We start from the raw sequence: 561 nt of genomic DNA on the forward strand, positions 1-561 counted from the left end.
AGTAAGTGATTCAACGTCAACGTCGTTGAGTGATTCGGGTTCGACCTCGGTCAGTGAATCTGGCTCAACGTCAGTAAGTGATTCAACTTCAGCATCGTTGAGTGATTCGGGTTCGATCTCGGTCAGTGAGTCTGGCTCAACATCGGTAAGTGAATCGACATCAACGTCGTTGAGTGATTCAACCTCGACATCAACATCATTGAGTAATTCAGGCTCAGTCTCGGTTAGTGAGTCTGGCTCAACATCGGTAAGTGAATCGACATCAACGTCGTTGAGTGATTCAACCTCGACATCAACATCATTGAGTAATTCAGGCTCAGTCTCGGTTAGTGAGTCTGGCTCGACGTCAGTAAGTGATTCAACTTCAGCATCGTTGAGTAACTCAGATTCGATTTCTGTCAGTGAATCTGGCTCAACATCAGTAAGTGACTCAACATCAACGTCGTTGAGTGATTCGGGTTCGATTTCTGTCAGTGAATCTGGTTCAACATCAGTAAGCGATTCGACATCAACGTCATTGAGTGATTCGGGTTCAATCTCGGTCAGTGAGTCCGGCTCAAC

General features: G+C 46.0%; 1 protein-coding gene. It reads right to left on the reverse strand.

Annotated features, from left to right (window positions below):
* Positions 1-561, reverse strand: a 561-nt coding sequence (locus tag FD04_RS12965; protein WP_169790167.1) for a hypothetical protein, incomplete at both ends; no start/stop codon positions are given.

This window comes from Secundilactobacillus odoratitofui DSM 19909 = JCM 15043, assembly GCF_001434895.1.
GTDB lineage: Bacteria > Bacillota > Bacilli > Lactobacillales > Lactobacillaceae > Secundilactobacillus > Secundilactobacillus odoratitofui.